This window comes from Nocardia sp. KT25-26 (genome assembly GCF_056627695.1).
On the sequence record NZ_CM152813.1, the window covers coordinates 1,172,222 to 1,196,854 of the forward strand.

A 24,633-nucleotide genomic window follows, 5' to 3' on the forward strand; every position below is an offset into this window, starting at 1 on the left:
GCGGATGCGGTGTCGATCGGGGCCCTCGGCACCGATTTCGGGGTCGCCGGTTTCGGTGGATCAGCTCGCGATCTCGTAGCCGGCTTCGTCCACCGCGGCGGCCACATCGCTGTCCGCCAGCGGGCCGGTGCTGTCGACGCGTACCAGGCCGGTGGCCAGGTCGACGTCGACGCTCGTCACGCCGTCGATCTTGCCGATTTCTTCCTTCACCGAGCCGACGCAGTGTCCGCAGGTCATGCCGGTGACGGTGTAGGTGGTGCTGGACATGGCCGCCTCCTTGTTTCACAGTACGGTCCGGGGGTATCTCCGAACAGGTTCGAAGATACCCCCTTGGGGTACCGGATGCAAGGGGTCGGTCAGGTCCGCGCGCGATCGCCGTCGGTGCGCGACCGGCCTTTCCGGAACTGGGGCCGGGAGTCGTCGAGTGCCTCACCGACCATGGTCCGCACCGCACCGCGCCAACCGTAGAGCGGATGGGTGCGCGGCAGGATGTTCGCGCCCGGGTCGTTGCGCAGCTCGGTCATCAACGCCCAGCACAGCGCCAGCATCACCGCCACGAACGGCAATGCCACCAGGATCGTCGCGGTCTGCAGGGCGGCCAGGCCGCCGGCGAACAGCAGGACGGCGGCCACGGTCGCCATCAGCACGCCCCACAGCACAACCAGCCACCGCGGCGGCTGCAGGGCGCCGTTGGCGGTGAGCGAGCCCATCACCAGGGACGCCGAATCCGCGCTGGTGACGAAATAGGTCATCACCAGGATCATCGCGATCCAGGATGTCACGCCCGACAACGGCACCGTGTCCAGCATCCCGAACAGCGACGCCTCGGCATCCGCCGCACCGGCGGCGAGATCCTCGACCCCGGTGAGGGTCACCTCGATCGCGGTACCGCCCATGATCGCGAACCACACCGCGCTCGCCCCGCTGGGCACGAGCAGCACGCCGATCAGGAACTCCCGGATGGTGCGCCCCTTGGAGATGCGCGCGATGAAGGTACCGACGAAGGGTGCCCAGGACAGCCACCAGGCCCAGTAGAAGACGGTCCACGAACCCAGCCAGCTCGAATCGGCGTAGGCGTTGGTCGTGGTCGACATCGGCAGCAGGTTGGACAAGTACGCGCCGACATTGGCGGGCAGGGTGTCCAGGATGTAGACAGTCGGCCCGAACACGAAGATGAACAGCATCAGCAGGGCGGCCAGGAAGACGTTCGAGGTGGACAACCACTTGACGCCACGGTGCAGGCCGGTGAAGGCGGAGACCACGAACGCCGAACCCAGCGCCACGATCACCACCAGTTGGGTGACCTTGCCGCCGTCGACGCCGGCGGTGAGGTGCAGTCCCTCGGCGACCTGGGCGGCGCCCAGGCCGAGGCTGGTGGCGGTGCCGAAGACGGTGGCGAAGACGGCGAGCAGATCGATCGATTTGCCCTGCCAGCCCTGGGCCCGGCGCTCACCGAGCAGCGGAACGAAGGCGGCCGAGAGTCGGTTGCCACGCCCCTTGCGGAACCCGGCGTAGGCCAGTGCGAGTCCGACGATGCCGTAGATGGCCCACGGTGTGAGGGTCCAGTGGAACAGCGTGAACTGCTGGGCGACCTGGGCCGCCTCGGTGGTGCCGGCGGCGACTCCGGTGCGCGGCGGCGGTTCGGCGAAGTGCTGCAGCGGCTCGCCCACGCCGTAGAACATCAGGCCGATGCCCATACCGGCACTGAACATCATGGCGATCCAGGCGAGGGTGCTGAACTCCGGTTTCGAATCGTCCGTGCCCAGCCGGATCCGCCCGAACCGGCTCAATGCGATGTAGACGCACATCACCAGGAAGACGTCGGCGGCCAGCACGAACAGCCAGTCGAAGTTGGCGAGCACCCAGTCCAGGGCGTTGCCCGAGGCGGTGCCGAAGCTGTCCGAGCCGATCGCCGCCCAGGCGACCAGTGCGGCGACGACGACCGCACCGATCCCGATCAGAATCGGGTCCGGTTTCGGGCTTTCCGTGGCTTTGTCCGTTTCAGGAGCGCGCGTCGGCGCATCTGAATCCATCACGATGTCCTTCTCGTTCGACTCGGTGGTCGTTGTGCAATCCATCCACTATGGCCGGTGGTGGGTCATAGTGCCCGACGGCGCGCCGTCGCACCGGGTACCCGGCCCGCTCGTCGAGCGGGCCGGACCCGGTCGCAACCAGTAAGCTTGGGCACCGTGCTGTCAGTTGTGCCCAGCCCGGTCGTGGTGCGTGCGCCGGCCAAGGTGAACCTCCATCTCGGGGTCGGTGATCTGCGCCCCGACGGCTATCACGACCTGACCACGGTGTTCCAGGCCCTGTCGCTGAACGACGAGGTCGAGATCGCGCCGGCCGGTTCCCTGCAGGTGCGGGTCACCGGCGAAGGCGCCGCTCAGGTACCCACCGACCGGACCAACCTGGTGTGGAAGGCGGCGGTGCGGCTGGCGCATCTGGCCGGGCGAGCCCCGCTGGTGGAGTTCACCATAACCAAAGGTATCCCGGTGGCCGGCGGGATGGCCGGGGGGAGTGCCGATGCGGCCGCCGCGCTGATCGGCCTGAACGAGCTGTGGGAGCTGGGCCTGACCCGGGAACGGCTGTTCGAGATCGCCACCGAACTCGGCAGCGATGTGCCGTTCGCCCTGCACGGCGGAACGGCGTTGGGCACCGGCCGCGGTGAACGACTGCTGCCGGTGCTGTCCCGGAATACCTTCCACTGGGTTCTCGCCTTCGCCAAGGGCGGCTTGTCCACACCGGAGGTGTTCCGGGAGCTCGACGAGCTGCGCGAAGCCGGTGATCCGCCCAGGCTCGGTGATCCGCAGCAGCTGATGCAGGCGCTGGCCGGTGGCGACCCGGAAGCCCTCGCGCCGCTGCTCGGCAACGACCTGCAGGCCGCCGCGCTCTCGCTGCGCCCGGATCTGCGCCGCACCCTGCGGGCCGGCGTCGAGGCCGGCGCGCTGGCCGGGCTGGTGTCGGGTTCCGGTCCCACCTGCGCGTTCCTGTGCCCGGATGCCGAATCCGCCGTGTCGGTCGCCGCGGAACTGTCCGGTGCCGGAGTGTGCCGCAGTGTCCGCACGGCCGAGGGGCCGGTCGCGGGCGCCCGGGTGCTCGGCGGCGAAACGGCCGGTCACCGGTAGCGGCTCCCGGCCGCCGCCTGCGCCGGCGAGTCCGCTGAGTAGGCTCGACCGACGGAAACACCCGCCGGACCGGCGGGCAGCAGTGCAGCACCATGCGGAGAGGCGGGCGAGCGGTACCGATGTCCAACCTGATCAATCTCGAGCAGGTCGACAAGAGTTTCGGGATCAAACCGCTGCTCGACGACGTCTCGCTGGGCGTGCACGCCGGTGAGCGGATCGGAGTGGTCGGGCTCAACGGCGGCGGTAAGACCACCCTGCTGGAGGTGCTCACCGGGATCGAGGAACCCGACAGCGGCCGGGTGTCCCGGATGGGCGGCCTGCGCATGGCGGTGGTCACCCAGCGCGGTGTCCTCCCGCGGGGCGCCACGGTGGGGGCGGTGGTGCTGGCCGGATTGGCCGACGACGCCGGGACCACGACCATCGCCGAGCACGAATGGGCCGCCGATCCACGGATCCGGTCGGTCCTCGACGGCATCGGCATCGCCGAGCTGGGGTTCGACACCTCGGTCGACAATCTGTCCGGTGGGGAGCGTCGCCGGGTGGCCCTGGCCGCCGCACTGGTGCGCGACCTCGACCTGCTGGTGCTCGACGAACCGACCAACCACCTCGACGTGGAGGGTGTGCAGTGGCTGGCGCAGCATCTGCTGAACCGGCGCAGTGCCCTGGTGGTGGTCACCCACGACCGCTGGTTCCTGGACACCGTCGCCACCCGTACCTGGGAGGTCGTCGGCGGCAAGGTGGAGACCTACGAGGGCGGCTACGGCGACTGGATCTTCGCCCGGGCCGAACGGGCCCGCCAGGCCGAGGCCAGCGAGGCGCGCCGGCAGAACCTGGCCCGTAAGGAGCTCGCCTGGCTGCGCCGCGGGGCCAAGGCGCGCACCTCGAAACCGCGCTACCGGGTCGAAGCCGCCGAGGCCCTGATCGCCGACGTCCCGCCGCCGCGGGACAGTGTGGCGCTGGCCGCCTTCGCCCGTAAGCGCCTCGGCCGGGTGGTGATCGAACTCGAGGACGTCACCCTGGCCGCCCCGGACGGCCGCGAACTCGTGCGCGACCTCACCTGGCGGCCGGCACCGGGGGAGCGGCTCGGTCTGGTCGGTGTGAACGGTTCGGGTAAGACCACACTGCTGCGGGCCCTGGCCGGCGATGCGGAACCCGCGGCCGGGCGGCGGATCCAGGGACAGACCGTGCAGATCGGCTGGCTGCGGCAGGAGCTCGACGACCTGCCCACCGATATGCGGGTGCTGGAAGCGGTCCAGGCGGTGAAGAACCGCATCACCCTGGGTGACAAGGAGATCTCCGCCGGTCAGCTCGCCGAGCGGCTCGGATTCAGTGCGGCCCGGCAGCGCACCCCGGTGGGCGACCTGTCCGGGGGTGAGCGGCGGCGGCTGCAACTGACCCGGATCCTGATGTCGGAACCGAACGTGCTGCTGCTCGACGAACCGACCAACGACCTGGATATCGACACCCTGCAGCAACTCGAGGATCTGCTGGACAACTGGGCCGGCACCCTCGTGGTGATCAGCCACGATCGTTACCTGATCGAGCGGATCTGCGATTCCACCTGGGCCCTGTTCGGCGACGGCAAGCTCACCAACCTGCCCGGGGGTATCGATCAATACCTGCAGCGACGTGCCGAGCGCGACGCCACACCGGCGGCCCGCACCGGCCCGGCGAAGGCCGCGACCACCGATGCGGCCGCATACCGGGCCGCCCGCAAGGAGCTGGCCCGGCTGGAGCGCACCCTCGACAAGCTGACCGAGCGCGAGGAACGGCTGCACACCGCGCTGGCCGATGCCGCCACCGACCCGGACAAACTGATCAGCCTGAACACCGAGCTCAAGGAGGTGCTCGCCGAGAAGGAGAGCACCGAAATGCGCTGGCTGGAGCTCGCCGAGGACGCGTGAGCGAAATGGCTCAGGCAGTGTGCCCGTTGGCTCAGGCGCCGTGCTCGCCGACCACAACCGGCAGGCAGACCCGCACGAAGTCGCTGCCGAAAGCGGTCAGGCCGACACTGCGGTAGCCGACCTTGGTGCCGAACCCGGCCCGCTTCAGCACCTCCCGCACCTGGCTCTGCGCCTCGATCACCTGGTAGCGGCTGGGGTTGTCCACCGGTTCCCGGAGGAACTCGATCAGGCCCAGCCGGCGCAGGTTGGCCAGGTACTGCGGCACCCGGTTCGGGAAGCGTAGCCCGGCATGTTCACCCAGCACGGTGATCCCGGTGAGAGCCCGGTCCGCGCCGAAGGCGCGCTGCCGACCGGTCCGGATGTCGATCGCCGGCTGCGGACCGTCGATGTGCAGGAAGCGCACCACGCGGGCTTCGTCCGGGGTGAGTTCGGCCAGGATTCCCGGATAGGCGGGATGCGTGTCCGGCGGGACCGCCTGCGTGCTGGCCGACAACCGCAGCAACTGGGCGCCCTGCTCGCGCAGGGTGGTCACCTCCGAATCGGCGGGCTGTGCTGCGCCGGCCGGTAGGCCGAGGGCGTGCCGCAACCGGCCGCGCACCTCGTTCTCGGCCTCGGCGAGCACCTCCTTGGGCGGTGCACCGGCGATGCTGCCGCGCAGCACCGTGACGGTGACGCCGACCGCGGTGTCCAGGGTCCACATCGTCATGCCGGATGCGGCGGTGAGGGCGACCCGGGCGACGCCGGTCGCGGCCCGGACGCCCTGTACCGGGGTGACCGGGGGCCGTGTGGCGGGTGCCGGCGCGGCGCGCCGGGCGAGTTCGGTGGAAGGGGTGTCGTCGCTGGGCGATTCGACGGACGTACTGTCGCCGGGATCGCCGTCTACGGCATCCATGTCTGCGCTACTCCTGTTCCGAAGACCAGAATGTGAGCGTATCCGGCGAGGAGCCCGAGCGCGCCGCCATGGACGAAAAGCAACCATTCGTCCTGTTTGATCGCCGATCGCAGCATCTCTACGAAGTCTTGCGGTGAGAGAGCGGACATTTGCCGGGCGATGTACTCGTTGACCTGTTTGCCCTGACGCTGGTTGAACACCGGGTCGGCGAACGCGATCGGGGCGATCGACATCGCCTCACTGGTGATCGTCGCCTGCAGGCTGTCGTACTCGCGGCTGCCCAGCATGAACTTCACCGCGGGCCGCGCCGGGCCGAGGGCCCGGTCGGCGGCCGGCCGCAGGGTGTCCTCGAGCATCTGCAGCGTCCGGTCCGAGCGCGGGCCGTTCAGCAGTTCGTCGCCGATGTTGGCGACGGTGACCACCTCGGTCGAGACCAGGTCGGCGTAGCCGTCGGTGATCTCGTGCTGGCGCTTGATCAGCAGGCCCTGTCGCCACGGGCACCACCATTTGGGTTCGGCCGGGGCGAAGATCATGCTGAGGCCGACCCAGTTGACCACCCAGCCGATGATCACACCGCCCACCGGCAGCACCACCCAGCTGGTCGCGGCGCCGAGGTAGGGCAGCGCCAGATGCAGTGCGCCCACGAGCAGCAGGCCGCAGGGCGCGCCGAAGTAGAAGCCGAAGTTCTGCATGAACCGCAGTTCTTTGGCGCCCAGGACCTGGAACAGCTGATTGAGCAGCTGCGGGCGGGCCTGGAAGTACCGGATCACCATCTGCTTGACGTCGAGCAGCTGATCGATGTTCTCGCCGAGTTCCCGGGTCAGATCCGCGAGGATCTCCGGCAGCTGTTCGCGGACCCGGGCGTGCACCATCTCGCGCACCTGGGTCGGCAGGTTGTACCAGAGCTGCGGGTGTTCCCGGCGCAGGATGGTCTCGACGATGTCCTTGATCTGCTGGTCGGCGACCTCGGCCAAGTGTTCGGCCAGTTTCTCCGGATCCAGTTCCCGGTAGAAGTCGGATACGCTGCCCAATTTGGCGAGCCCCTTGTCCACCGCGATGCTGGCCATTTTGTCGGCGCGGGAAGGCACGATGCCCTGCCAGCCGATTCGGCCGTCGTAGCTCAGCAACGGCAGGACCTGGATTCGCTTCGGCAGATACGGGAAGAGGGTACGGAGTCCGGGCAGCCGTACCCCGTGGAATTTGATCGGCTGGAACAGCATCAGAATGCCGGTCCAGTTGGTGATATAGCCGATCACCCCTGTGAACAACGGGATGGTCAGAATCTCCAGAAGGATGCTCGGGTGCACCCCGAACACGCTCTCCAACACGACACCCTCCTGCCGAATTCCGGTGATCGCCGCCTCACCGGCACCCCAAGTTAGCACCCCCGCGGCGAGCCGACCCTACTGTGAGGCACGGAACGGGGTCCAGATCGCCGTGTGCGCTGCCACAGGGTAGTGTCTGAGACATCACTCACAGAACCTGTCCGGAATGTCGCAGTCTCCGCTGCGGATCGCAACAATGTCGGCACACGCCGTTTCGTGGTAGGTGACAACGGAAGCGATGCAGGGGATCTGCTTCCCGGTGTGTGCCGACCGGATCGCCGGGCAACGGCGAGGCCGGATGGCAACTGTGGTCGGGCAGGAATCGGTGGGCGGATACGTTCACATGGCGACACTTCGGAGTAGGACGTGACAGACGACAGGACCGGACAGGACCTGACCCGAGCCGGTACCCGTTCCGTCGAGCGCAGCTCGGATGTCGAACAGCGCCGGATCAGCAACGAGGCCCGGCTGATCCGCGGCGTGTTCCGGGCCGCGGGGCTGGCCGCCGGGACCGCGGTACGCGGCGGTCAATGGGCGATGGGGACCACCTACGAGGTGACCAGGGAGATCGCGCAGGCCGCGATCGACGGCGAATCGTCCGCCGATATCGCCGAGCGCACCGGAAACGCGCTGCGTGGCATCGCCCGCAGCGCGCTCGGCGTGACCGAAGGGTCGGTTCGCGAGATCGTCAGCTACGTCCCCACTCCGAACGGCTCCGCCCAGCAGGCCGTCGCGGTCGGCCCGTACCTGCGTTCGGCGACCACCGAGGATCTGCGCCGGCGCGGTGATGCGCTGCTGGCCCGCTCGGCGGACGTCTACTTCACCGAGGATGTGCATCCCGCCTACGACCGGATCCTGGACGAGATCGCGCCGGACGAGGCCCGGATCCTGCGCTTCATGGCGCTCAACGGTCCCCAGCCTTCCGTCGACGTGCGGACCAACCGCCCGCTCGGTATCGGATCGGAACTGGTCCAGGGCGATCTGACCTCGGTGCCGGAACAGGCCGGGGTTCGCTACCCGGACCGGGCCCGGTCCTATCTGATCAACCTCAACCGCCTCGGCCTCACCTTCACCTCCGACGACCCCGTCGTGCTGAGCCGCTATATGGTGCTCGAAGTGCAGCCGGTGGTCGAGGAGGCCCTGAAGAAGGCCGGTCGTGCGCCCAAGATCGTCCGCAAGAGCCTGCGACTCTCGGAGTTCGGCGAGGACTTCTGCCGTACCTGCTTCACGATCGGCTCTTGATCCGATAGCAATCTGATACAGATTCCGCAAATCTTCCCGATCGGGTGGGATTGTGGAAGATATGGATCAGGGGCAGTGGGGACACGGGATCGACAGCGACGAGCGCCTGCCGCGCGAGCCGGCTGCGGTCCTGCCCGGTGCGGACGATCCGGTGGTCGCCGGACCGGGACCGGCGCCCGACACCGCCCCCGAGGCGCCGCCGCGACCCGCCGGGCAATCGGCCGGTCTCGACGATGTGACCCGGATCCAACGGCTGAAATATCGATATCTGCGCGCCTTGGACACCAAATCGTGGGACGAGTTCGCCGACACCATGATTCCCGAGGCGACCGCCACCTACAGTGAATACCTGCAATTCGAATCACGCGATGCGTTCATCGCGTTCATGCACAACACCCTCGGTCCGCATGTGATCACCGAACATCGCTGTGACCACCCCGAAATCGATATCGACGGAGACACCGCCACCGGCACCTGGTATCTCGCCGACACCGTGCTCATCCCCGGGCACAACATGCTGCTGCACGGAGCCGCCTACTACACCGACCGATACGTCCGGTGCGACGACGGGGAATGGCGGATCGCGCACAGCGGCTACGAGCGCACCTACGAGGTGGTCGTCTCGCTCAGCGACCTGCCCAGCCTGCGGCTGACCGCCGGCCGCTGGGGGCTCATCGCCCAGGAGAGCGGCGTCGCCGCGGTGGAACGCGATCCCGGCACCATGCCGGTCCGGCGCGAACCGCCCGCCCCGCCCGCCGGCTGATCGGCGGCCCGCCGGAATCAGCGGTGTTCGATGCGACTGACCTCCGAGGGCCTCCGTGGCCACACTCCGCTACCGCCTCCGGCCCACCGGAATCAGTCGGCAGTCGCGACCAGCGGTTCCAGCGTCAGATCCGGATTCTCCTTCTGGATGTACTGCAGCCGCCACTTGTCGCTGAACAGTGCCAGCAGCACCCCGTCGGAACGGGTGAACACCTCCACACCCCGCTGCCGATCCAATGCCGGCGCGGACTCCGCATCGGTGCGCCGGGCCAGTGAATAGCCGAGGAAGTCCAGCTGGGTCTCGACATTGAACTCCGCCTGCATCCGGGCCGTCACCACCTCGAACTGCATCGGGCCCACCGCCGCCAGCACCGGCGAGGCATCGCCGCGGGCATCGTTGCGCAGCACCTGCACCACACCCTCGGAATCGAGCTGATCGATCGCCTTGCGGAACTGCTTGTACTTGCCCGCGCTCTGCGCGCGCAACGCCGCGAAATGCTCCGGCGCGAAGCTCGGAATCGGCGGGAACTCCACCTTCTTGTCCAGATACAGCGTATGGCCCGGCGCGAGTGCGGTGGCATTGACCAGGCCGACCACATCGCCCGGATAGGCGGTATCGACGGTGGAACGCTCCCGGCCGAAGACGGTCAGCGCGTACTTGGTGGCGAACGGGCGGCCGGTCTGGGCGTGCGTCACCACCATGCCCCGTTCGAACTCGCCCGACACGATCCGCATGAACGCCAGCCGATCCCGATGCGCGGTGTCCATCCCGGCCTGCACCTTGAACACCACCGCACTGAACGGGTCCGAGGTCGCGCGTTCGGCGCCGTCGACAGCGGTGCGGGCGCCGGGCGCCGGTGCCAGCTCGACCAGGGTCTCCAGCAGTTGGCGCACGCCGAAGTTGAGCATCGCCGAGGCATAGATCACCGGTGAGGTCTGGCCGGCCAGGAACATCTCCTGATCGTGGACCTGACCGGTGGCCGTCAGCAGTTCGCTCTCCTCGGCCGCGGTGGACCAGGTGTCGCCCTCCCGGGCCTCGGCCTGTTCCGGGCTGAGGGTTTCCTCGGGAGCGATGGTGGCGCCACCCGCGGTACGGGTGAAATGGATGTAGTCCCGGGGCGCACCGGCCGCATCGCGGCGCAGCAGGCCGCGGAAATCGCCCGCGATCCCGACCGGCAGATACAACGGCGTCGGGGTCAGGCCGATCCGCTCGTCGATCTCGTCCAGTAGTTCCAGCGGCTCGCGGCCGGGCCGGTCCCATTTGTTGATCACGGTGATGACCGGGATACCCCGGTGCCGGCACACCTGGAACAGTTTCAGCGTCTGCGGCTCCAGGCCCTTGGCCGCATCGATCAGCATCACCGCGGCATCGACGGCGGTCAGCACCCGGTAGGTGTCCTCGGAGAAATCCGAGTGACCCGGTGTGTCGACCAGGTTGATCACGTTCTCGACATCGGATCCGGCCGCCCGATAATTGAACTGCAGCGCGGTGGAGCTGACCGAGATGCCGCGCGCCTTCTCCATCTCCATCCAGTCCGACACCGTCGACTTCCGGCCCGCCTTGCCGTGGATCGCGCCGGCCTCCGAAATCACCTGGGCATGCAGCGCCAGCGCCTCGGTGAGTGTCGATTTACCGGCATCCGGGTGGGAGATCACCGCGAAGGTGCGACGGCGGGCGGTTTCGGCCGGTAGGCCGCGCAGTGCAGTGGCCGTGCTCTCGGCAGCGTCGGACAAGGAACGAACTCCGTATCTTTTGGCGCAGGCTCCGCCTGCGCGTGTTCCGGCCCTCTTCTGCCTCGCGAATCGGCACTCGAGACTCGAGCCTTCGGCTCATGCGCTTTCGAGTGCCGATTCGCGAGGCGGGCCGGAACGTCGCTCGTAAGACTCGCTCCCGGCGGGGCCGGGTATTGCAGTAATCCTACGGGACCCGAATGTGCTCTGCCTTCGGTGCCTGGACGGCGGGAAGCTGTCGGTTCGGCGACTCCGCCTGTTCGGCAGCTCTTCGGCTCTCGGGCCGGTCCGCACCGTTTTCCAGGGCGTTTGCTACCGGTTCGGGCACTCGAGGTATGGTTGACGGGTTGTCTCGGCGAGGGTGACCGCAGACTCTGCGCTCACCGTGATCGACGCGGCTCGGCCCGCTGGCCGTCGGCGTCGTTTCCTGCTCGCCGGCGAAGAGACCCACCCCCGCTACGGTGTGTGCCACTTCGTGCGCATGCCGCCGTCGGGAAAACTGTGACCAGCCCGGAAGAGCCGTAGGGAGCGCATTCAGTCATGTCCGAGGTCAACCAGCTCGAAGCCACCGTCCGCACCGAGTTCGGCAAGGGCGCGGCGCGCCGCACCCGTCGGGCCGGCAACGTGCCGGCCGTGCTGTACGGCCACCAGACCGATCCGCAGCACCTGTCGGTGAACGCTCAGGACTTCGCCGCCATCCTGCGTGAGCACGGCACCAACGCCGTCATGAACCTGGTGATCGAGGGCAAGGAGCAGCTGGCGCTCACCAAGTCGGTCGTGGTGCACCCGATCCGCCGCTACATCGAGCACGCCGACCTGCTGATCGTGCAGAAGGGCGAGAAGGTCACCGCCGAGGTTCCGGCCGTCGTCACCGGTATTCCGGCCGCGGGCAGCATGGTCACCCAGGAGGCCACCGTGCTGACCCTGGAGGCCGAGGCGCTGAACGTGCCGGAGTCCGTCGAGGTCTCCATCGAGAACGTCGCACCGGGCACCCGGATTCTGGCCGGCCAGGTGCCGCTGCCCGAGGGTGTCACCCTGGTCGGCGACCCCGAGGGCTTGGTCGTGAACGTGGCCGCAGCCAAGCGTGGCGGCGCCGCTGCCGCCGAGGGCGAGGGCGAGACCGCCGAATAATCGCTCCCGCGATACGGTTCGGCCGATGACCGAATCAATTCCCGGGCCCGCTCTGGTCGTCGGGTTGGGTAATCCCGGCCCGGAGTACGAGCGCACCCGGCACAATGTGGGCTTCCTGGTCGCCGACGTGCTCGCCGAGCGCGTCGGCGGCCGGTTCGCCGTACACAAGAAATCCGGTGCCGACCTGCTGCAGGCCCGTCTGGACGGCCGCCAGGTGCTGATCGCCAAGCCCCGGACGTACATGAACCTGTCCGGCCGGCCGGTGGCCGCCCTGGCCCGCTTCTTCTCCGTACCGCCCACCGAGGTCGTCGTCGTCCACGACGAACTCGACCTGCCGTTCGGCTCGATCAAGCTCAAGCGCGGCGGCGGCGAAGGCGGCCACAACGGTCTGCGGTCGATCTCCCAGGCCCTCACCACCAAGGACTATCTGCGCACCCGGATCGGGATCGGGCGCCCGCCCGGCCGGCAGGACCCGGCCGACTACGTGCTGAAGCCCTTCGCCGCACCGGAACGCAAGGAGGTTCCGGTGCTCGTGGAGCAGGCGGCCGACGCCGTGGAGCTGCTGTTGCGGCACGGCCTGGAGGCCGCGCAGAATCGGCTGCACTAGCGCAGCCGTTCCGCGGTCGCGCTGCGGCGCAGCTTGCCCGAGGACGTCTTCGGCAGCGCACCGGGGCCGAGTACCGCGACGGTCCGCGGGCGCACCCCCACCGCGGCGAACACCGCATGGGCGATCTCCCGCTCGATCCGCCGTACCTGACCCGGGTCGGCATGGTCGTTGGATTCCACCACCACGGCGAAGCTCTCCCGCTTCGCGCCCGCGTCCAGCCGGACCGCCACCGCATTGCCGGGCCGTACCCCGGGCACCCGCAGCGCGGCCCGCTCGACATCGGTGGGGTAGATGTTGCGCCCGGCCATGATGATGACGTCCTTGAGCCGGCCGCACACCACCAGCAGGCCCGTTTCGGTGAAGTAGCCCAGATCGCCGGTATCCAGCCAGCCGTCCGGGTCGAGGGCGGGGCGGAACCCGGCCGCCGTGAGATAGCCCGAGGTCACCGCGGGGCCGCGCAATTCGATCACGCCCACCGAACGGGCCGGCACCGGGTTCCGGTCGGCGTCCACCACCCGCCCGTCCAGGTCGTCGACCAGGTAGCCGAGGGTGGGCAGGCGGCGCCGGCTGCCGTGATGGCCGCCGTCGGCGACCGGAACGGCCAAACCACCGGCCGCGAGCAGATCTGCGTCCACGACATCGAGTACCTGCCCCCGGCCGGGTTCCGGGAGCGACACCGCCAGCGTGGTTTCGGCCATGCCGTACACCGGGGTGAGCGCCGCCGGGTCGAGTCCGAACGGCCGGCCGGCCTCGGCCAGCGCGTCCATGGTGTCCGGATCCACCGGTTCGGCGCCGTTCCACATGTATCGGACGGTGGACAGGTCGAAGCTGCCCGGCGCGGCCTGCCGGAGCCGGCGGGCCAGCAGGGCGTAGGCGAAATTCGGTGCCGCAGTGACGGTCCCGCGGTAGCGGTCGAGGAGCTCCGGCCACAGCAGCGGCCGGGTCAGGAAGTCCAGCGGGGTCACGCACACCACTTCGGCGCCGAACTGCATGGGCACGGCGAGGAAGCCGACCATGCCCATATCGTGGAACAGCGGCAGCCAGCTCACCATGACGTCCGAGGAGAGCCGGAACCGGACCCGGCGGAACATGGCGTGCGCATTGACGTGGAAATTGCCGTGCGTGATCTGCACCGCCTTGGGCGATCCGGTGGACCCGGAGGTCAGCTGCAACAGGGCGATATCGGACTCGGCGGTGGGCAGCGGGTCGGTGTCTGCGCCGCTGCGCAACCGGTCCATGCGCACCACCGGGACGCCGCGGTCGAGCAGGATCGGTTCGGCCGCCTCGAACGGGGGACCGAGCACCACCGCGCGAGCGCCGATCATGTGCAGCACGGTCTCGGTGTCGTGCGCCCACAGTGTCGGATCGGTGCGCGGGGTGGGCTGATGCAGCATGGTGATGCAGGCTCCGCGCAGCCAGATGCCCTGACAGGCCGGTGCGATATCGACCGGCAGACCGGCCAGCACCCCGACCGCATCGCAGGGCCCGATCCCGGCGGCGGCCAGGCCACCGGCCATCTGCCGGGCGATCCGGTGGATCTCGCCCCAGGTCTGCCGCAACGGCGCCGCCGGTTCGCCGGTGACCAGTCCCCGCGGCGTGTCCTGCGCCGTGGCGATCATCTCTTCGGTGAACCTGCTCATCGCCGCTGTTCCTCGTCGCGACCGGTGCCGCCTGCGTCCCTCCATGATCCACCCGAAGTGCATCACCGGGCGAGCGCGGCAGCGTGTTCGGGCGAATCCCGGCGGGGCCTCGTTCCGGCGTACAGCCGACCCGGCTACAGGCTGCGTAACGCGTCGACGAATCGGTCGAGCTCGGAATGCTCCACGAAACAGTGCGGGGAGGCCCGGACCACCGCGGACAGCTGCCGTTCGGTCATGTCCAGCAGGGTGGAACCGGCATGGCTCACCGTGACTGTGATGTCCCGGTCGGCCAGCCGGTCGCGCACCTCGACCGGATCGTGCCCGGCCACCGTGAACGAGACGATGCCGCTGTGCTCGACGCCGAGGTCACGGACGGTCACACCCGGGATGTCCGGCAGGGTCTTGCGCAGATACTCGGCCCGCGCGGCGACCGCCGCGTACACCTGCTCGGGGCCGAGCTCCAACAGGTATCGGACGGCGGCGCCCAGGCCGAGGCGGGCCGCCACATCGCATTCCCAGAACTCGAACCGGGATGCGTCCGGTGCCGGCCGGTACTCGCCGGGCGCCGTCCAGGCGGCGCTGTGCAGATCCAGCCGGGCCGGTTCCATGCTGCGGGCCAGTTCCGGCCGCACATACAGGAACCCGGTGCCACGTGGACCCCGCAGCCACTTGCGGCCGGTCGCGGACAGTGCGTCCACCTCGAGTTCGGTTACGTCCAGCGGTAGCTGCCCGGCGGACTGGCACGCGTCCAGCAGCACCAGCGCCCCGGCGGCGTGCGCGATCCGCGCCGCCTCGGCGACCGGGTTGATCAGACCGCCGTTGGTCGGCGCGTGTTGCAGCGAGACCAGCCGGACCCGTTCGTCGAGCAGCTCGGCCAGGGCAGTGGTGTCGAGCCGGCCGGTGTGATCGCTGGGAATACGCTCGACCACCGCACCGCAGGCTCGTGCCCGTTGCAGCGCCGCGATGGCGTTGCTCGCATAGTCGGCGCCGGAGATCAGGATCCGGTCGCCGGAGGTGAGTGGGACCGAGTAGAAGAAATCCGCCCACGAGCGGGTGGCGCTGTCGCTGAGGGCGATGCTGTCCGGGGTGGCGCCGATCAGCGATGCGATATCGGTCTTCACCGCGGCCAGATCGGCCAGCCGCTCGTTAGCTGCTCGGTAACCGCCGACCTCGGCCTCCCGGCGCAGATGCGCGATCACGGTCTCGGTGACGATCCGGGGCGGCAGTGACGATCCGGCGCTGTCCAGGAATATCCGGCCATCGGCCAGACCCGGCGTGTCGGCGCGGATCAGGGTTTCGTCCAGCATGCCTACCGACAGTAGCGACTGTTCGTTCGCGAACTGTTCGGCTCGAGTGTCGGTGGGCGTGGCTACTCTGGGGACAGTCGCTCGAAAAGCAGGGTGGTGGTACGCATGGCGGTCACACTGGCGGGGCCGGGATCGACGGCGCCGGTACCGGACTCGACGCAGTTGTCCACGCGCGCAGCAGCCGAGGCCTATGTGGGTGGTGTGTGTTTCAAATTGGGGCCACCGGGGCTGATCGGCGCCGAACTGGAATGGCTCACCGCGACCGGTGGGTGTTCGGCAGCCACGCCGTCGGCTGCCCCGCGCCCGACGCCGGCGGAGCTCGCCGAGGCGCTGGGGCCCCATGCTCCGCAATCCATCGCACCCGATTCCCCCGCGATCCCGTTGCCCGGCGGTAGCCGGGTTACCGTCGAGCCCGGTGGCCAGATCGAACTCTCCAGCAGCCCCGCCGTCACCGCCGCAGAGCTCTGCGACAATCTTCGCGCCGATACCAGGCGGCTCCACGAACTACTCGAAACCCGCTGCATTCGGATGGTTTCCGCGGCGGCCGACGCCGAACGCCGCGCCCGGCGGGTGCTGCGGCTGCCACGCTATTCGGCCATGGAACGCTCGTTCACCGGCATCGGCCCGTTCGGCAAACTGATGATGTGCAATACGGCCGCCACCCAGGTGAGCCTGGACGCCGGTGCCGATTGCGCCGAGGTCACCGCCCGCTGGTCGGCGCTGTACGCGGTCGGCCCGCCGCTGGTGGCCGCATTCGCCTGTTCGCCGCAGCTGCACGGGGCGCCCGCGGGCAGCTGGGCCTCCCAGCGGATGCGGACCTGGCTACGGCTGGATCCGGCGCGGACCCGGCCCAGCGTGGCCGACTGGACCGATCCGATCGGTGCATACGGCCGCTGGGCCCTCGACGTGCCGTTGCTGTGCGTGCGGCGGACCGGATCCGGTCCGGGCGACTGGGCGGCACCGCCCGGCGCCACCTTCGCCGACTGGCTGGCCGGTGCGCTGGACGACGAGATCGGCCGCCGCCCGGACCGGAGCGATCTGGACTACCACCTGACCACCCTGTTCCCACCGGTCCGTGCCGCCGGACACCTCGAAGTGCGGTACCTGGACGCACAGCCGGGCGAGGACTGGGTGGTGCCGGTGCGCCTGTTCGAAACGCTGATGTCCACGCCGACCGTGGTCGCGGAGGCCCGTTCCCTGGCCGAACCGGTGGCCGACCGGTGGCAGGAGGCCGCCCGTGACGGGCTCGCCGACCCACAGCTGCGCGAGGTGGCGGTGGACCTGCTCGCGCTGGCCGCCGACCACGCCGACCAGTCCGCCGCGGCCGACTTCGCCGCTGCCGCCGCCCGTTGCCGCGCCGCCTGCACCCCCTACCAATGGTCCCGGCCGGACCCGATCCCACCGGAACACCGGCATCGCCCGCCGACCCACCACACCGCTCACCGCAACGGATCCCCCGACGTTCGGAGTAACTCGTGACCGCAGGCTCCACCGATCACCCCGACGCTCACGGTGCGGCAAACCCCGCCGTCCGCGGTACCTCGCGGTCCAGCGCAGTCGGCGACCACGCCCCGCCCGGTGCCGCACATCGTGCCCTCGCCGATGGTGGTGGTGCAGGTTCCGGTTCTGCCGATGCCCACGGTCCGGGCGTCGCCGTCAGCGGTCGCGTCGATCCGCCCGATGCACAGGTCGACCCCGAGGTCGGCAATCCCGGCGCCTCCGAGGGTGGTGTGGCAGGAGCGCCTCGTGGCGCCGACTCCGGCGATGCCGGTGGCCGAGACCTGGGTGGGTCCGTCGCTGTCCGGGCAGAACGGGGCAGGTACGACGGCATCACGGTGGCGCCGTCGAGCGGGGGCGGCGATGCGCCCGCGCGTAGCGGAGCACACAGCGGTAACGCCGACCGGGGCAGCACCGGTTCCGGTTCTGCCGGTGTGTTCGGACGCGGTGTGGCCGACTCGGGTGCCGTTGCCGCAGGCGGTGGCCTCGGCGTCGGTGGCGGCGTGCACGCGGCCGGTGCGGTAGCCGATACCGATCGGCTGCGGGAACGGATCGCGGATGTGCTGGTGCGGGCCCGGGAGCGGACGGCGGCGCTGACCGATGCGGTCGACGAAGCCGATCTCGTCGCCCAGCATTCGCCGCTGATGAGCCCGCTGGTCTGGGATCTGGCCCATATCGGCAATCAGGAGGAGCTCTGGCTGGTGCGCGATGTCGGTGGCCGCGAGCCGGTGCGCGCCGATATCGACGAGCTCTACGATGCGTTCCGGCACCGGCGGGCGGACCGGCCCGCGCTGCCGTTGCTGGACCCGGGCCAGGCGCGCGGCTATGTGCGCACGGTGCGCACGAAGGTACTCGATGTGCTTGACGCGAGCCCGCTGCGCGGACGGGAGCTGGTCGACGGGGGGTTCGCTTTCGGCATGATCGCCCAGCACGAACAGCAGCACGACGAGACCATGCTGGCGACGCATCAGCTGCGCCAGGGCGCACCGGTCCTGGCCGCGCCACCGGCACCCGCCGCCCGGGTGGCGGCCGAGGGCGAGGCGGTGCTCCCCGGCGGTGAGTTCCTGATGGGCACCTCGGCCGACCCCTGGGCACTGGACAACGAGCGGCCCGCACACCCGGTGCAGGTCCCGGGCTTCGCGATCGAGGTCGCGCCGGTGACCAACGCGCGATACCTGGAATTCATGGCCGACGGCGGCTACCGACGGCCCGAACTGTGGTCCGAGCGCGGCTGGGCGCACCGGCAGCAGGCCGGGCTGACGGCACCCCAGTTCTGGGAGCAGGACGCCGACGGCACCTGGTGGCGGCGGGTGTTCGGGGTGCGGATGCCGGTCCGGCCGCAGCAGCCGGTGGTGCACGTGTGCTGGTTCGAGGCCGAGGCCTTCGCCCGCTGGGCCGGTAAACGGCTGCCGACCGAGGCCGAATGGGAGAAGGCGGCCCGGTTCGACCCCGCCACCGGGGAATCCCGCCGCTATCCGTGGGGCGCGGCCGACCCGGACGAGACGACGGCCAACCTGGGCCAGCGGCATCTGGAACCGGCCGAGGTCGGTGCCTACCCGGCCGGGGCCTCGGCGACCGGGGTGCACCAGCTGATCGGCGATGTGTGGGAGTGGACCGCATCGGGCTTCAGCGGCTATCCGGGGTTCCGTGCCTTCCCGTACCGGGAGTACTCGGAGGTGTTCTTCGGTGGCGATTACCGGATGCTGCGGGGCGGCTCCTTCGGCACCGACCCGGTCGCCTGCCGGGGCACCTTCCGCAACTGGGACCACCCGATCCGCCGGCAGATCTTCGCCGGGTTCCGGCTGGCCCGCGATCTGCGGCCGGGGGAGTGCTGATGTGCCGGCACCTGGCCTATCTCGGCCCACCGGCGCCGGTCGGGGAACTGCTGGTGCGCGGTCCGCATTCGCTGCAGGTGCAGGCGTGGGCGCCGCGGGAGATGCGGGGCGGCGGCACCGTCAACGTCGACGGTTTCGGCGCCGCCTGGTGGCGGCGCGCGGAGGTCGGCACGCACAGCACCCGGCCGGTCGTCACCCGATACCGCAATCCGGCGCCGATCTGGACCGATCCGGCGGTCGAAGAGGTACTGGGGCAGATGGAGTCGTCCGCGGTGCTGGCGGCCGTCCGTTCGGCCACGCCCGGTATGGCGGTACAGCGCGACGCCTGCGCCCCGTTCATCGACGAACACCGCGCGTTCAGCCACAACGGCGTCGTGCCGGACTGGCGCGCGACGCTGAGTGCGGTACTCGCCGATCTGGACGAGGCGGTGGCCGCCCGGGGTGCGCAACCCCCGTTCGGGACTCCCGCCGCGCTGCTCGACGCCGAAGCCCTCACCGATTCGGCCGCCCTGTGGGTGCTGCTGCGGGGACTGCTCACCGTGCCCGGCGCCGACGCCCCCCTGTTCCCGCCGTCCGCGGCGCTGCGCCTGCTGACCGGGGCGGTGCTGGCCCGGCAACCGGAAGCCCGGCTCAACCTGCTGCTGGTGGACGAGACCGGGGCCTGGGCGACGACCTGCTACCACTCCCTGTCGGTGCTGGTCGCCGACGACTACACCGTGCTGGCCTCCGAGCCGTACGACTCCGATCCGCGCTGGCAGCCGGTTCCCGATCGGCAGCTGGTGGCCGCCGGCCCGGGCCGATGCGAGATCACCGCACTCACCGAGAGGGTCACCGCATGACCGAACCCACGCTGGAAATCCACCTGACCGAGGCGGATCTGGCCGAAGCGCTGCGCGACGATGCCCGGCACGGCTTGTCCGGTACGCCGAAATCGCTGCCGCCCAAGTGGTTCTACGATGCGCACGGCAGTGAACTGTTCGAGCGGATCACCGCGCTGCCCGAGTACTACCCGACCCGCACCGAGCGAGCCCTGCTCGACCGGTTCGCCGGTGCGATCGCCGCGGCGCAACCGCAGGTCCTGGTCGAACTGGGGGCCGGCTCGGCCGCGAAGACACGGCTGCTGCTGGACGCCTTCACCGCCACCGGCAGCCTGAAGACATATGTCCCGCAGGATGTCTCGGAATCGGCCCTGCGTGGGGCGGCGCGCGAGATCGCCGCCGGCTACCCGGGCCTGGAGGTACACGGCGTGGTGAGCGACTTCACCGACACGCTGCAGACACTGCCGCGCGGCGGTCGTCGGATGATCGCCTTCCTCGGCGGCACGCTCGGCAATCTGGTCCCCGCCGAACGCGCCGAGTTCCTGGCCGGGGTGCAGGAGGTGCTGGAACCGGGCGAGCATCTGCTGCTCGGCGCGGGGCTGGTCACGGACCCGGCGGTGCTGGTACCCGCCTACGACGATGCCGCCGGGGTCACCGCGGAGTTCAACCGCAACGTTCTCCGGGTACTGAATCGCCGCCTCGCCGCCGATTTCCGGCCCGAGAACTTCGAGCACATCGCCCTGTGGGACGCGGACGACGAATGGATCGAGATGCGGTTGCGGGCGCGGCAGCCGATGACCGTGACCGTGGCCGATCTGGGTCTGACCGTCGAGTTCGCCGCCGGCGAGGAACTGCGCACCGAGATCTCCGCCAAGTTCCGCCCGGCCGGCCTGGCCCGCGAACTGGCCACGGCGGGATTCGAGGTCGCGGACAGCTGGGCCGATCCGGACGACCGGTTCACCCTGGTGCTGGCTCGGCGGATGTGAGTTCCGTCAGGGCTGCTCCAGGGTATCGGACGTTCAGGCGCCGGTCGGCGGTCGGCGCTTCGCTGTCGGGGAAACGCGCTGCGACGTGGGAGTCGGCGACCATACAGGGGCCGCCCTCGCGCCGTGCTGCCTCGAGCGCACCTGCCAGCCGTAGCACCCGGCTGTGCAGCGGGCTCTGGGCCATCAACTGCACGACCCGGCCGTCGACGATCTCTATGTCGCCGAGCTGGTCGGTGGCGCCGTCGGCGTACTCGTCTGCTGTGACATACAGGTCGGTGAACCCGTCCATCGACGCTACAACTCCATCCCGTCGATGGGCTCGCGGTAACCGGCCTCGATCGCGGTGTCGTCGACGATCTCGATCGCCGCCACCTCGGCGGGCCGGTCGTCCTCGGCCAGGTCCTCCCGGCGTTGCCCGCGCCGGGTCCATTCCGCCGCCAGTTCCCGGCCGATCCCGAGATGGCCCCGGTCATCGGCCTCGTGGTCCCGGATCACGTAGTCACGCGGCGGGTCCTCGATATATCTCTCGTACTCGGCGACCTCGTCGGCCTGTTCGTCGTCCCCCATATCCATATCGAGCGGTTCACGAGTCATATACCCAGTAGACCACCAGTCGCGGAATCTGCACCCGGTCGGCACACAGCCGTGTTCACTGGGGTAATGGCGACGCCACGTACCACCGAGGGGCTCCTCGCCCGCGCCGACGAGTTCGCTGCCCGATTCGCAGCCTATGAGCCGTCCGATGCCGACCGGCGAGACCCGGCGGTGCTCGCAGCAGAGCGCGCCGCGGTGACTGTCCGTGCCTAGGCCGAGCGGCGAGTGTCCGACGGCCTCGGCGCCGGATTCACCCGGCCGTGGAAGCAAACGCTCCGACGACCACCAGAATCCCGACCAGGATGAGCGTGAGTCCGACGAGGAAGCCGTTGGCCCCGGCCGCCCAGAGGCCCAGCTTCTCGTCCTTGCGGTGGCCGACAATGCCACATACGAAGCCGGCGGGGCCGAACAGCAGCACCGGCGCCCCGCAGAAGACCAGGCCGCCCAGTACGGCGGCCCCCAGACAGCAGAAGCTGATGATCGACCAGGTCGGGGTCGGATCCGGATAGCCGTGCGGGCCGGGAACTGGATAACCGGGCGGCGGCGACCCCTGATAAGCGAAGTACCCCGGGGGCGCCGGTTGCGGTGGCAGCTCCGATCCCGGGCCGTCGTAGTCGTACCGGCCCGGGTCGCTCGGCGGCGTGCTCATGTCCCCCCATATGGAAATTCTCGGAAGCTCGCCTGCACGGTATCACCCGGTCCGGACACGGATCGGCGGCCCGATCCGAGGTGGACCGGGCCGCCGATGTGGTTGCGGAGCTCTAGGCGTTGCCGTTGAACAGGCCGGTCACCGAGCCGTTCTCGAAGACCTCGCGGATGGTGCGAGCCAGCAGCGGCGCGATGGAGAGCACGGTCAGCGTCGGGAACTTCTTGTCCTCGCTGATCGGCAGGGTGTTGGTGGTCACGACCTCGCGGGCGCCGCAGTTGGCCAGCCGCTCGGCGGCCGGGTCGCTGAACACGCCGTGCGTGCACGCGATGATGACGTCGCCCGCACCGGCTTCCTTCAGCACCTTGACCGCGCCGGCGATGGTGCCGCCGGTGTCGATCATATCGTCGATCAGGATGCAGGTGCGGCCCTCGACGTCACCGACGACGCGGTTGGACTTCACCTCGTTGGGCACCAGCGGGTCGCGGGTCTTGTGCACGAAGGCCAGCGGGGTGCCGCCCAGGGCGTCGGCCCACTTCTCCGCGACCTTCACCCGGCCGGCATCCGGGGACACCACGGCCAGATCGTCGGAGCCGTAGTTGTTGCGGATGTACTCCGACAGCTGCACCAGGGCGTGCATATGATCCACCGGGCCGTCGAAGAAACCCTGGATCTGGTCGGTGTGCAGGTCGACGGTGATGATCCGGTCGGCGCCGGCGGTCTTGAGTAGATCGGCGATCAGGCGGGCGGAGATGGGCTCGCGGCCGCGGTGCTTCTTGTCCTGGCGGGCGTACGGGTAGAACGGCAGCACCGCGGTGATCCGCTTGGCCGAGCCCCGCTTGAGGGCGTCGATCATGATGAGCTGTTCCATCAGCCACTCGTTGAGCGGCGCCGGGAAGCTCTGCAGCACGAAGGCGTCGGAGCCTCGTACCGACTCTTCGAAACGGACGAAGATCTCGCCGTTGGCGAAGCTACGCGCCGTCTGGGGCGTGACCTCGACGTCGAGTTCCTTCGCAACCTGCTCGGCCAGTTCCGGATGGGACCGCCCGGCGAAGAGCATCAAGTTCTTCTGATTGTCGATCGAGAACGCGGTCACTGCTGGTTGCCATCCTTTTGCTCGGTTGCCTGACTCGACATCTCGTGGTCCGCGATGGCTTCCGCCGCCGCGTTCGCCGCAGCGGTTCCGGGACGGTTGCGCTGCACCCAGTTTTCGATATTGCGCTGTGCCCCGCCGGACACTGCGAGGGCGCCCGGAGGGACGTTCCTGCGCAGTACAGTACCCGCTCCCGTATACGCGCCGTCACCCACCGTTACCGGAGCGATGAACATCGTGTCACTTCCGGTTCGCACATGGGAACCCACCACGGTGTGGTGCTTGTTCACCCCGTCGTAGTTCACGAAGACACTGGACGCGCCGATGTTGCTGTACTCGCCGATCGTCGCATCGCCGACATAGGTCAGATGCGGCACCTTGGTGTGCGCGCCGACGGTCGCGTTCTTCGTTTCGACGAAGGCACCGAGCTTGCCGGATTCCCCGACCACGGTGCCCGGCCGCAGGTAGGTGAACGGGCCGATGGTGGCTCCGGCCTCGATCCGCGCACCCTCGCCGTGCGTGCGGACCACCCGGGCGCCCACGCCCACGGTCACATCGGTGAGCGTGCTGTCCGGGCCGATCTCGGCGTCCTCGCCGATCTCGGTGTCACCGAACAGCTGCACCCCGGGGCGGAGCACGACATCGCGGGCGATCTGCACGCCGGCGTCCACCCAGGTGGTGTCGGGGTCGATGACGGTGACCCCGGCCCGCATGTGGCGCTCCAGGATGTAGCGGTTGAGAGCCCGGCCGGCCTGGGAGAGCTGCACCCGGTCGTTGACGCCGGTGACCTTGTTCGCGTCGACCAGCCGGGCGCCGTGCACCGGATGCCCGGCCTCCCGGGCCAGCCGCAGCACATCGGTCAGGTACAGCTCGTGCTGGGCATTGGCGGTGGACAGCCGGCCGACCATGGTGCGCAGCACCTGGGCGTCGAAGACATACACACCCGAATTGACCTCGTGGATCCCCGCCTGCTCGGGGGTGGTGTCGGCGTGCTCGACGATCTCGGTGACCTGGCCGTCCGCATCGCGGACGATCCGGCCGTAGCCGTTCGGATCGGGCGGCACGAAGGTGAGGACGGTCACGGCGGATCGTTCCTGGTAGCTGCGGTGCTCGTCGAGCAGCGCGGACAGGGTGTGGCCGTCGAGCAGCGGCACATCGGCGGAGGTGACCAGCAGATCGCCGGTGAAATCGGCAGGAACGGAGTCGAGCGCACACCGGACCGCATGGCCGGTGCCGAGCTGCTCGGCCTGCAGCGCGGGGACGATCTCGCGGTCGAGCTCGGCGGCCACCGCATCGACGGCGGCCTCGACCTTGTCCCGGTCGTGGCCGACCACGGTGATCAGGTACGTCGGGTCGATCTCGTTCGCGGCGTACAGCGCATGGGCGAGCATGCTCCGGCCCGCGATCCGATGCAGCACCTTCGGAGTCTTCGACCGCATTCGCGTCCCGGCCCCGGCTGCGAGAACGACGACGGCGGTCTGCTGTGGCATGGATCTCC

Annotated in this window: 23 protein-coding genes; 11 read left to right on the top strand and 12 right to left on the bottom strand. The window is 69.5% G+C overall.

The window, feature by feature from the left end; all coding sequences use genetic code 11:
* Positions 1–60 precede the first annotated feature (60 nt).
* Together AC1HFH_RS05260 and AC1HFH_RS05265 are read right to left on the bottom strand one after the other, a co-directional pair.
* Positions 61–267, bottom strand: coding sequence for a heavy-metal-associated domain-containing protein (locus AC1HFH_RS05260; RefSeq protein WP_480246303.1), 207 nt, complete (start codon positions 265–267; stop codon positions 61–63).
* A gap of 89 nt (positions 268–356) precedes the next feature.
* The gene (locus AC1HFH_RS05265) at positions 357–2,033 is read right to left on the bottom strand and encodes a BCCT family transporter (protein WP_480246304.1); all 1,677 of its coding nucleotides are present in this window, start codon (positions 2,031–2,033) and stop codon (positions 357–359) included.
* Between the two features lie 156 nt (positions 2,034–2,189).
* Between AC1HFH_RS05265 and AC1HFH_RS05270 the strand changes: the two genes are divergently transcribed.
* Both AC1HFH_RS05270 and AC1HFH_RS05275 read left to right on the top strand, forming a co-directional pair.
* Entirely contained in the window at positions 2,190–3,125 is a 936-nt protein-coding gene (locus AC1HFH_RS05270) for a 4-(cytidine 5'-diphospho)-2-C-methyl-D-erythritol kinase (protein ID WP_480246305.1), read from the top strand.
* Positions 3,126–3,244: 119 nt separating this feature from the next.
* On the top strand, positions 3,245–5,029 hold the full coding sequence (locus tag AC1HFH_RS05275; protein ID WP_480246306.1) for an ABC-F family ATP-binding cassette domain-containing protein: 1,785 nt from the start codon (positions 3,245–3,247) through the stop codon (positions 5,027–5,029).
* A 31-nt stretch (positions 5,030–5,060) separates the two neighbouring features.
* On the opposite strand, the gene AC1HFH_RS05280 is transcribed toward AC1HFH_RS05275, so the two are convergent.
* Complete coding sequence (locus AC1HFH_RS05280) at positions 5,061–5,921, bottom strand: Abi-alpha family protein (RefSeq protein WP_480246307.1); 861 nt, start codon at positions 5,919–5,921, stop codon at positions 5,061–5,063.
* Positions 5,909–7,249 carry a hypothetical protein gene (locus tag AC1HFH_RS05285; RefSeq protein WP_480246308.1) on the bottom strand — a complete coding sequence of 447 codons (1,341 nt, stop codon included), beginning with the start codon at positions 7,247–7,249 and terminating at the stop codon, positions 5,909–5,911. The genes AC1HFH_RS05280 and AC1HFH_RS05285 overlap by 13 nt, the downstream gene beginning before the upstream one ends.
* Positions 7,250–7,612: 363 nt before the next feature.
* On the opposite strand from AC1HFH_RS05285, the gene AC1HFH_RS05290 reads away from it, so the two are divergent.
* On the top strand, positions 7,613–8,488 hold the full coding sequence (locus AC1HFH_RS05290) for an Abi-alpha family protein (RefSeq protein WP_480246309.1): 876 nt from the start codon (positions 7,613–7,615) through the stop codon (positions 8,486–8,488).
* 235 nt (positions 8,489–8,723) lie between these two features.
* Positions 8,724–9,251, top strand: a complete 528-nt coding sequence (locus AC1HFH_RS05295; RefSeq protein WP_480247717.1) for a nuclear transport factor 2 family protein — start codon at positions 8,724–8,726, stop codon at positions 9,249–9,251.
* A 92-nt stretch (positions 9,252–9,343) separates the two neighbouring features.
* Here the strand turns inward: AC1HFH_RS05295 and AC1HFH_RS05300 are convergent, their stop codons facing one another.
* A complete protein-coding gene (locus AC1HFH_RS05300; protein ID WP_480246310.1) occupies positions 9,344–10,984 on the bottom strand; it encodes a peptide chain release factor 3 in 1,641 nt (546 codons plus the stop codon).
* A 537-nt stretch (positions 10,985–11,521) separates the two neighbouring features.
* Between AC1HFH_RS05300 and AC1HFH_RS05305 the strand changes: the two genes are divergently transcribed.
* Entirely contained in the window at positions 11,522–12,112 is a 591-nt protein-coding gene (locus tag AC1HFH_RS05305) for a 50S ribosomal protein L25/general stress protein Ctc (RefSeq protein ID WP_480246311.1), read from the top strand.
* Positions 12,113–12,137: 25 nt separating this feature from the next.
* Complete coding sequence (gene pth / locus AC1HFH_RS05310) at positions 12,138–12,719, top strand: aminoacyl-tRNA hydrolase (protein ID WP_480246312.1); 582 nt, start codon at positions 12,138–12,140, stop codon at positions 12,717–12,719.
* Here pth and AC1HFH_RS05315 read toward each other — a convergent pair.
* Both AC1HFH_RS05315 and AC1HFH_RS05320 read right to left on the bottom strand, forming a co-directional pair.
* The gene (locus tag AC1HFH_RS05315) at positions 12,716–14,359 is read right to left on the bottom strand and encodes a fatty acyl-AMP ligase (RefSeq protein ID WP_480246313.1); all 1,644 of its coding nucleotides are present in this window, start codon (positions 14,357–14,359) and stop codon (positions 12,716–12,718) included. The genes pth and AC1HFH_RS05315 overlap by 4 nt on opposite strands.
* Positions 14,360–14,493: 134 nt before the next feature.
* Positions 14,494–15,666 carry an aminotransferase class V-fold PLP-dependent enzyme gene (locus AC1HFH_RS05320; RefSeq protein WP_480246314.1) on the bottom strand — a complete coding sequence of 391 codons (1,173 nt, stop codon included), beginning with the start codon at positions 15,664–15,666 and terminating at the stop codon, positions 14,494–14,496.
* Positions 15,667–15,771: 105 nt separating this feature from the next.
* Between AC1HFH_RS05320 and egtA the strand changes: the two genes are divergently transcribed.
* From egtA to egtD, 4 genes are all read left to right on the top strand, one after another.
* Positions 15,772–17,145, top strand: a complete 1,374-nt coding sequence (egtA, locus tag AC1HFH_RS05325; RefSeq protein ID WP_480246315.1) for an ergothioneine biosynthesis glutamate--cysteine ligase EgtA — start codon at positions 15,772–15,774, stop codon at positions 17,143–17,145.
* Between the two features lie 521 nt (positions 17,146–17,666).
* Positions 17,667–18,998: an ergothioneine biosynthesis protein EgtB gene (gene egtB / locus AC1HFH_RS05330; RefSeq protein WP_480247718.1), complete on the top strand. Its 1,332-nt coding sequence runs from the start codon at positions 17,667–17,669 to the stop codon at positions 18,996–18,998.
* The gene (gene egtC, locus AC1HFH_RS05335; RefSeq protein WP_480246316.1) at positions 18,998–19,837 is read left to right on the top strand and encodes an ergothioneine biosynthesis protein EgtC; all 840 of its coding nucleotides are present in this window, start codon (positions 18,998–19,000) and stop codon (positions 19,835–19,837) included. Before egtB ends, egtC begins: the two co-directional genes overlap by 1 nt.
* On the top strand, positions 19,834–20,802 hold the full coding sequence (gene egtD / locus AC1HFH_RS05340; RefSeq protein ID WP_480246317.1) for an L-histidine N(alpha)-methyltransferase: 969 nt from the start codon (positions 19,834–19,836) through the stop codon (positions 20,800–20,802). The genes egtC and egtD overlap by 4 nt, the downstream gene beginning before the upstream one ends.
* On the opposite strand, the gene AC1HFH_RS05345 is transcribed toward egtD, so the two are convergent.
* Together AC1HFH_RS05345 and AC1HFH_RS05350 are read right to left on the bottom strand one after the other, a co-directional pair.
* Positions 20,774–21,091 (bottom strand): PDDEXK family nuclease, encoded by a 318-nt coding sequence (locus AC1HFH_RS05345; protein WP_480246318.1) that lies wholly within the window; start codon positions 21,089–21,091, stop codon positions 20,774–20,776. The genes egtD and AC1HFH_RS05345 overlap by 29 nt on opposite strands.
* A gap of 5 nt (positions 21,092–21,096) precedes the next feature.
* Positions 21,097–21,396 (bottom strand): hypothetical protein, encoded by a 300-nt coding sequence (locus AC1HFH_RS05350; protein ID WP_480246319.1) that lies wholly within the window; start codon positions 21,394–21,396, stop codon positions 21,097–21,099.
* A 66-nt stretch (positions 21,397–21,462) separates the two neighbouring features.
* Here AC1HFH_RS05350 and AC1HFH_RS05355 point away from each other — a divergent pair, with 66 nt between their 5' ends.
* Positions 21,463–21,609 (top strand): hypothetical protein, encoded by a 147-nt coding sequence (locus tag AC1HFH_RS05355; RefSeq protein WP_480246320.1) that lies wholly within the window; start codon positions 21,463–21,465, stop codon positions 21,607–21,609.
* A gap of 37 nt (positions 21,610–21,646) precedes the next feature.
* Here AC1HFH_RS05355 and AC1HFH_RS05360 read toward each other — a convergent pair whose 3' ends face one another.
* The 3 genes from AC1HFH_RS05360 to glmU all read right to left on the bottom strand — a co-directional run bounded on the left by AC1HFH_RS05360 (position 21,647) and on the right by glmU (position 24,625).
* Positions 21,647–22,045 carry a hypothetical protein gene (locus AC1HFH_RS05360; RefSeq protein WP_480246321.1) on the bottom strand — a complete coding sequence of 133 codons (399 nt, stop codon included), beginning with the start codon at positions 22,043–22,045 and terminating at the stop codon, positions 21,647–21,649.
* Between the two features lie 112 nt (positions 22,046–22,157).
* Entirely contained in the window at positions 22,158–23,102 is a 945-nt protein-coding gene (locus AC1HFH_RS05365) for a ribose-phosphate diphosphokinase (protein ID WP_480247719.1), read from the bottom strand.
* Between the two features lie 32 nt (positions 23,103–23,134).
* Positions 23,135–24,625, bottom strand: a complete 1,491-nt coding sequence (gene glmU / locus AC1HFH_RS05370; protein WP_480246322.1) for a bifunctional UDP-N-acetylglucosamine diphosphorylase/glucosamine-1-phosphate N-acetyltransferase GlmU — start codon at positions 24,623–24,625, stop codon at positions 23,135–23,137.
* Between the last annotated feature and the right edge of the window lie 8 nt (positions 24,626–24,633).